8 protein-coding genes are annotated in these 7,718 nt (G+C 38.2%); all 8 read left to right on the top strand.

Going from position 1 to position 7,718, the window contains the following annotated elements:
* The first annotated feature begins 128 nt into the window (after positions 1-128).
* On the top strand, positions 129-458 hold the full coding sequence (locus QZR70_RS07660; protein WP_105089399.1) for a co-chaperone YbbN: 330 nt from the start codon (positions 129-131) through the stop codon (positions 456-458).
* 281 nt (positions 459-739) lie between these two features.
* Positions 740-1,879, top strand: a complete 1,140-nt coding sequence (locus QZR70_RS07655; RefSeq protein ID WP_004696383.1) for a hydrogenase small subunit — start codon at positions 740-742, stop codon at positions 1,877-1,879.
* Positions 1,879-3,780, top strand: coding sequence for a nickel-dependent hydrogenase large subunit (locus QZR70_RS07650; RefSeq protein ID WP_295794254.1), 1,902 nt, complete (start codon positions 1,879-1,881; stop codon positions 3,778-3,780). The genes QZR70_RS07655 and QZR70_RS07650 overlap by 1 nt, the downstream gene beginning before the upstream one ends.
* Positions 3,781-3,794: 14 nt before the next feature.
* Positions 3,795-4,604 (top strand): Ni/Fe-hydrogenase, b-type cytochrome subunit, encoded by an 810-nt coding sequence (cybH, locus tag QZR70_RS07645; protein ID WP_105089396.1) that lies wholly within the window; start codon positions 3,795-3,797, stop codon positions 4,602-4,604.
* Positions 4,597-5,175: a HyaD/HybD family hydrogenase maturation endopeptidase gene (locus tag QZR70_RS07640; RefSeq protein WP_295794252.1), complete on the top strand. Its 579-nt coding sequence runs from the start codon at positions 4,597-4,599 to the stop codon at positions 5,173-5,175. The genes cybH and QZR70_RS07640 overlap by 8 nt, the downstream gene beginning before the upstream one ends.
* A gap of 47 nt (positions 5,176-5,222) precedes the next feature.
* Positions 5,223-5,600, top strand: a complete 378-nt coding sequence (locus QZR70_RS07635; RefSeq protein WP_060923948.1) for a hydrogenase expression/formation C-terminal domain-containing protein — start codon at positions 5,223-5,225, stop codon at positions 5,598-5,600.
* 523 nt (positions 5,601-6,123) lie between these two features.
* Positions 6,124-7,134, top strand: coding sequence for a glycosyltransferase family 2 protein (locus tag QZR70_RS07630; protein ID WP_295781636.1), 1,011 nt, complete (start codon positions 6,124-6,126; stop codon positions 7,132-7,134).
* 83 nt (positions 7,135-7,217) lie between these two features.
* The coding region (locus QZR70_RS07625; protein ID WP_295794251.1) for a peptidoglycan-binding protein at positions 7,218-7,718 on the top strand (501 nt) is incomplete at its 3' end.

Genomic DNA, 7,718 nt, shown 5'->3' with positions numbered 1-7,718 from the left:
ACTGTACGCCTAGAAAGATAATCGTCACCGCGCAAGCGGAACAGAACTCGGCTTATTGATTGCTTGCTTCCATATTTAAGATATAATTTATAGTATATAAGATTGTAGATCTTTGTTAGGAGAACTTCATGGCAATTACAGCGATTACTAGTGTGCAAGAATTTGATGAAAAAGTACTTGGCTCTAAAGGTTTAGCTATTGTTGATTTCTGGGCTGCCTGGTGCGAACCTTGCACTGTTATGCGTCCAGAAGTAGAAGCAGTAGCTGAACGTTTAAAAGGACAAGTAGAGTTCTTTAGTGTTGATGCAGAAGATAAAAATCTTCGTGGTATTTTGTTGAAAGAAGATATTGATGGTATTCCATCTATGGTATTCTTCCGTGATGGCAAAATGCTTGATTCCCTTGTGGGTTACAAGAAAGCTGATGTGCTTGAGTCCCTAATCAAGGAAGTTATCTAATTTATTGATAACTAATGAATTTTACAAAAAATATATAATACAAGGCTGTATGCAAGTTAAATAAACTTTCTTGTATACAGCTTTTTTATTTGAATTATATAGTTTTCATAAATATTAAGTGATATAATAAAGTAGTAAGAATATGATTGTTATCATAATAGCTGTGAGAAATTAGATAGTACATTATTTAATTTTCATAGTATGATTATTATCATAATAGTTGTAGTTCATTAAGTAATATTGATATATTGCGCAAAGTTGTTGTAAGGAGGCTATATTCCGTGAAGAATCGTATAAACAGTTTATGGACACTCTTCCAAGAGCGACGTTTGAGTCGACGCACATTTATGAAATCCTGTGTAGCACTCACCGCTATTCTAGGTTTGCCACCAACGATGTTAGACACTGTTGTTAAGGCAGCTGAAACAACTGAATTGCCTACGGTAATTTGGCTACATGGTCATGAATGTACTGGTTGTAGTGAGTCCTTTATTCGCTCATCTTCTCCATTTACATCTGATGTAATTTTGAATATGATTTCTCTTGAATATGATGATACTTTGGCGGCTGCATCTGGTGCACCATTAGAGGAACATTTAGAGAAAATCATCAAAGAAAAAGCAGGCAAATACATCTTGGCTGTTGAAGGTGGCGTACCACTTGATGAAGATGGTGTTTACTGTACAGTAGGTGGACGTACATTTAAAGAGTCCTTACTAGAAGCGGCTAAAGGTGCAGCAGCAATCATTGAATATGGCTCTTGCGCATCTTGGGGTGGTATTCAAGCGGCTAAACCAAATCCAACAAATACAGTATCTGTATCTTCTGTTGTATCTGGTAAGCCTATTATCAAAGTTCCTGGATGTCCTCCAATTCCAGAGGTTATGACTGGTGTAATTATGCATTATGCATTATTCGGCCAAATCCCACCTCTTGATTCTCAAGGTCGTCCTAAACAATTTTATGGCAATCGTATTCACGACACATGCTACCGCCGTGCCTTCTTTGACTCTGGTCTCTTCGTTGAAAAATTCGACGACGATGCATCCAAATCTGGTTGGTGCTTGTACAAAGTAGGTTGTCGTGGACCTCAAACATATAATTCTTGTGGTAACTTACGTTGGTGGAATGGTTTATCCTATCCAATTCAATCCGGTCACGGTTGTATTGGTTGCTCTGAAAAGGGCTTCTGGGATAATGACGTATTCTACAAACGTTTACCAGATATTCCATTGGCTAATACAATCACAACTGCTGATACAATCGGTACAGTAGCTGCTGTTGGTGCTACTGCAGCAGTTATCGTTCATGGTGCTGCAACTCTTACGCGTAATAAAATTCTTGATATGAAAGAAGAAAAACGCTTAAAAGAACAAGGCTTATGGGATGAAAAGAAACATAATAATGGAGGAGGTCACTAATGAAACGCGTAGTAGTAGATCCGATTTCCCGTATTGAAGGTCATTTACGGGTAGAAATAAAAGTTGATGAAGCGAGTGGTAAAGTAGAGGACGCATTGTCTTCTGGTACTGCTTGGCGCGGTATCGAACTTGTTGCTAAAGATCGCGATCCTCGTGACCTTTGGGCGTTCGTTCAACGTATTTGTGGTGTATGTACTACAACACATGCCTTGGCAGCATTACGTGCTGTAGAGGATGCTCTTGGAATTACTATTCCTAAAAATGCAAACTACATTCGTAACATCATGCATAGCTCTTTAGATGTACATGACCATATTGTTCACTTCTATCATTTACACGCTCTTGACTGGGTTAGCCCTGTAGCAGCTCTTAGTGCAGATCCAGCTAAAACAGCACAATTACAAAATGATGTATTAGCTACTTATAATGTAAGTGGTTTAGCGCCTGCTGAAACTGCGTCTAAAGACTCTGCATATCCTAAAGAGTTCCCTAAAGCTACAACTGCTTATTTCACAGCTATACAACAAAAGATTAAGAAAATTGTAGAATCTGGTCAATTGGGTATTTTCTCCGCTCAATGGTGGGATCATCCTGATTATAATTTGTTGCTACCAGAGGTTCATTTGATGGCCGTATCCCATTACTTGAATATTCTTGATCGTCAACGTGATATCGTAATTCCTCACGTTGTATTTGGTGGTAAAAACCCTCATCCGCACTATGTTGTAGGTGGCATGCCATGTTCTATTTCTATGAATGATATGAATGCGCCTATTAATACACAACGTCTTGCTGCGGTAGAAGAATCTATTGCATTGGCTAAAGATTTGGTAAATAATTTCTACGTGCCAGATCTATTAGCTATCGGCAAAATGTATGTAGAAAAAGGCATGATTGATGGCGGTGGCCTTGCGAAAAAACGCGTTATGTCCTACGGTGACTATCCAGATGATACATATTCTGGCATTTCTAATGGTGACTACCATAAAAAATGTGTCGTTCGTTCTAATGGCGTAGTTGAAAACTTTGCATTAGGCGTAGATAAAGCTACATTTATTCCATTAGAAGGTAAAGACTTCATGGATCCTCAATACCTCAGTGAAGAGGTTGATCACTCCTGGTTCACATATCCAGATGGTAAAAGCTCTCTTCATCCTATCGAAGGTGTTACAGATCCTAAGTTTACAGGCCCTAAATCTGGTACAAAAGAAAAATGGGAATTCCTTGATGAAGATAAAAAATATTCTTGGATTAAATCCCCAACTTTCAAAGGCAAAACTGCAGAAGTTGGCCCATTAGCAAAATATATCGTTGTATATACAAAAGTAAAACAAGGTATCATTAAAGATCCAACTTGGGCAGAATCCATGATTGTTCGTCAAATCGATACAGTATCTCAAGTACTTGGCGTTCCTGCTCACGTATGGATGACTACAATGGTTGGTCGTACAGCATGTCGTGGCCTTGATGCACAAGTAGCAGCAAATATGAGTCAATACTTCTTTGATAAACTCGTTGCTAACATCAAAAATGGTGACACTACAGTGGCTGATATGACTAAATTTGAGCCAAATACATGGGATAAAGATGCTAAAGGTGTTGGCCTTGTAGATGCTCCTCGTGGTGGTTTGGGTCACTGGATTCATATTAAAGATGGTCGTTCTGCAAACTATCAATGTATCGTACCATCTACATGGAATGCATGTCCTAAGACTGCAGCTAACGAACATGGTGCCTACGAAGACTCCATGATTGATACACATGTAAAAATTGCAGATAAACCACTTGAAATCTTGAAGGTAATTCACTCCTTCGACCCATGTCTCGCATGTGCAACCCATTTATACAATAAAAAAGGCGAAAAAATTGTTTCCGTCAATACAGATGCATTGTGTAAATAAAGGGTGGTGGGCTTATGTTAATACATACTGACAAAAAGGCGTATGTCGTATTTAGTTTATGGCTGCGCATATTCCACTGGACTATGGTGCTTAGTGTAACGGCTTTATTCTGGACTGGCCTATATATTGGTGATCCAGGATTTGCAGCTATTACAGGTAATCCAGAACCAACCTTTGCAATTGACGGCTGGTTCTCTATGGAAACTATGCGTCGTATCCATTTCATTGCGGGTGTTATCTTAACATTCTCCTTTATCTTCCGATTTGCTGGTGCTCTTTGGAATCGAGGGGACAGATTATTACCTAAATTCCGTCAAAAACGGTATTGGTACGGTCTTAAAGAAACTACATTGCACTATTTGATGATTCCTCAAAAGCATGAACATCATTGGCTTCGTAACTCCTTAGCGAGAACTGCGTACATGATGGTGTACATTATGTTCTTCTTTGAAATCTTAACGGGTTTTGCCATGTTTTCAATGGTTAATCCTAATGGTATTTTAGGAACTTTATTTGCTCCAGTTGTTACATTATTTGGTGGTGAATACAAGGTTCATATTATCCATCACTATATTGCTTGGGGCTTCTTGTTCTTTACTATTGTTCATGTGTACATGGCATTCCGAGAAGACGTTATGGAAGAATCTGGTGAAGTATCTGCCATGGTTTCCGGTATGAAGTATTATGCGCATGATCCAATCGATATTGAAGACCTCAATGGCAAACGCCGTCGTGGTGAACGTATCGATAAACCATCTGGTACAACATATCGTCCAAGTGATCCTAACGATCCTAGAGAAAGAGAATTACAAGAAAATGACTAATACAAGTACTGAAATCATCAGTGGCTTGGAACAATACGCGGACTCAGAGGGTCCGCGTATTGATTTAAATAGCCTTTATGATGATGGTAATAATGAAATCGTCCTCCTCGGTGTAGGTAATATATTACTTACTGACGAGGGGTTAGGGGTTCATGTAGTAAAAGAGTTGAAAGAGTCTTTCACATTTAAACCGTCTATTTCTATTATTGATGGTGGAACGATGGGGATGGAGCTGCTTACGTATATGCGTGGTATGAAGAAAATTCTGCTCGTAGACGCTATTAATGGTGGGGAAGCTCCAGGAACTATATATGAGTTTCCTCATAAGGAATTAGAACAATATTTTACAGAGCATATTTCTGTACATGAAGTAGGGATGCAAGATATTTTACGTATTCGTGCTATTCAAGAGGATCCATTAGAGGATGCAGTGGTTATTGGCGTAGAACCAGAATCATTAGAAATTGGCTTTGAACCTAGTGCGCCTGTACAACGAGCATTACCAGAGGTAAAAGAGCGGGTATTACATGTTCTACAAGAATGGGGCGTAACTGCAGAGCTTAATACTTAAAATAATGCGTTTATAGGATGTAAAGAGTATCTCTAATAGGAGTATTTATGATTGAGAATTATAGTAATGTTCGCGCTGTTTTAAATGAGTTGCGTTTAGCTCTTAAAAACTTGCGAGAAACGGGTGAGACATATTCAATTTATATTGAGAAAACAGGGCTCACAGAGGAAGAACAAGTGGAAGTATTAGAAACACTTGGCCGTGGTCATATTACGATTAACTTCAATGAAACTGATCAGCCTGTAGAGTGGTATGAATCTCAATTCTCTGGAATTTGGATTGGAACCTTTAAAAATGGCCGAGATGATTCGATTTTGCACACCGTAGAGGTTTCGAAGTATCCTGTAGTGGCTGGTGCATATGAAGAGGATATGGAGCTTGCAGAGGAAGATTTACAATCTTGGATTGATGCTGCTGGCCTATAATATAAGAGACCCTTATCAGGGTCTCTTTCTTCTCTGTAGGAGAAGATTTTGGTGATTTAGTTAGTTAGAATCATTAAATTAGCTTTGTTTTTTATAATGTTAGTATTTTATTCATATTTTGAGTATATATAATTGGTTTGTATATAGAAAAATTTGTAAAATTACGATGGGTTTTATGAAAATAAAATGAAATCAGTCGAATTTCTTGTATTTGGTTCAGAAAATATATTTGATTTTTTGATTAATTGTTGGTTTAGCTAGTTAATAACAGAATTTATTATCTTTTTACTAATATAAATTTATTTTATAATACTGTTTGTTAAGTAGTTTCATATATAAAATGATATTTTACTTATTTGATATACTTATATATAAGGTAAATGAAGAGAAAAAGCGGTAGAGTGCGAAGAAATCGCTTATTTACTGAATTTGTAGATATAAATTTGCCTATTGTTAACCTTGATGATTTGCCTTAATTTACTAATTAACTTAAAATATGTGAGTAAAGTACTTTGGAGGATTTATGTTACTTTCTATTGTAGTGCCTGTATATAACGAAGAAGAGAACATAGCGAATTTTTATAAAGCTGTAACTGATGTTATGTCAGGACTCACGTACGATTATGAACTAATCTTCGTAGACGACGGTTCTAGTGATTCGTCATCTATGATATTGCGTGAAATTGCTTACAATGATAAACATGTCAAAGTGTTATTGCTTGCTCGTAATTTTGGGCATCAGACTGCGCTTACTTGTGGTCTTGATTATGCTCATGGAGATGCAGTTATTACAATGGACGGTGACATGCAGCATCCACCGGCTTTGATTCCCGAACTTGTTAGATTGTGGGAGTCGGGGTATGACGTGGTGCGCACCATACGTGATTCAACTGAAGATGCTAGTTGGGCTAAATCTTTCACGTCTAAGTATTATTACAAACTAATGAACAAAATGGCTGATGTTCCTATTGTTGAAGGTGGATCTGATTTCCGTCTCATGAATAGTAAAGCATTGGGCACGTTGAAACGGTTTAGAGAACATGGTCGTTTCTTGCGCGGTATTGTCGGTGCCTTAGGGTATAGACAAGCTGAGTTGCACTTTGTAGCGCCACCTCGTTTTGCAGGGGTCTCAAAGTTTAGTGTGCGCAAAATGATACGATTTGCTCTCGATGGGGTAACCGCCTTTTCAAGAGTTCCTTTACGGGCTGCTTTGTACGTCGGTGTACTATGTGGTGGGTTAAGCTTCTTGCTTATATTACATCTCTTGTATGTATATCTTACGGGTCAAGCCTTGAATGGATGGACAACCTTGGGCGTATCAATTTTGTTCATTGGTGGGATTCAACTCGTCGGACTGGGAATTATTGGCGAGTATGTAGGTCGTATTTTTGAAGAGGTGAAGCAACGGCCTTTGTATTGGGTTAAGTCAGCTATAAACTTTGATGAGCATGAAGAGGCTCCATTACTTGGACCTAGTAGTGCCGATGTGTTTATGGCACCTGAGACTTATACTAACAAAAGCAAAGAAGACTAGCTGTATTTGTGAATGCAAATAAATAGACGGTTAGTATATTTTGAATAAATAACTTACTTTAAAAGTTTTTGGAAAGGAAGCATATGAAGTCAAAATATAGTAAGGTTAAAATAACGGCATTAACATTAACTTTTGTGTGTGCCACAACAGCCATGGTAGGTGCAACAACATTACAATATGGTGATAAGGGCAAAAGTGTTACAGCGGTTCAACAACAACTAATTAAACACGGTTATAATGCTACAGATAAAAATGGTGTATATGGTAAAGAAACGAAATGGGCAGTTCGTCTGTTCCAACAAGATCGTGGTTTACCAGTGGACGGTATCGTAGGTCCTGCTACGTATAATGCGTTGATGAGTGCTCCTCGTTCTACGAAGGCAGTATTGACTCAAAATGCGGCGACTAAAGCAGTAGCGACGAAATCCGCTTTCACAAACAGCAATGCGACGTCTCGTCGTATCGCAGGTCAATCCATTACTGGCAAAAATATTAAATTAAATAATATTACGAAGAGCGAAACACCAAGTAGCATCCATGCTATCTTGGCAGAAGCGGACAAATACCGCGGTGTACCATATGTA

It is taken from the genome of uncultured Veillonella sp., assembly GCF_900545205.1.
GTDB lineage: Bacteria > Bacillota > Negativicutes > Veillonellales > Veillonellaceae > Veillonella.
This window is presented reverse-complemented; position numbering and strand designations above follow the sequence as displayed.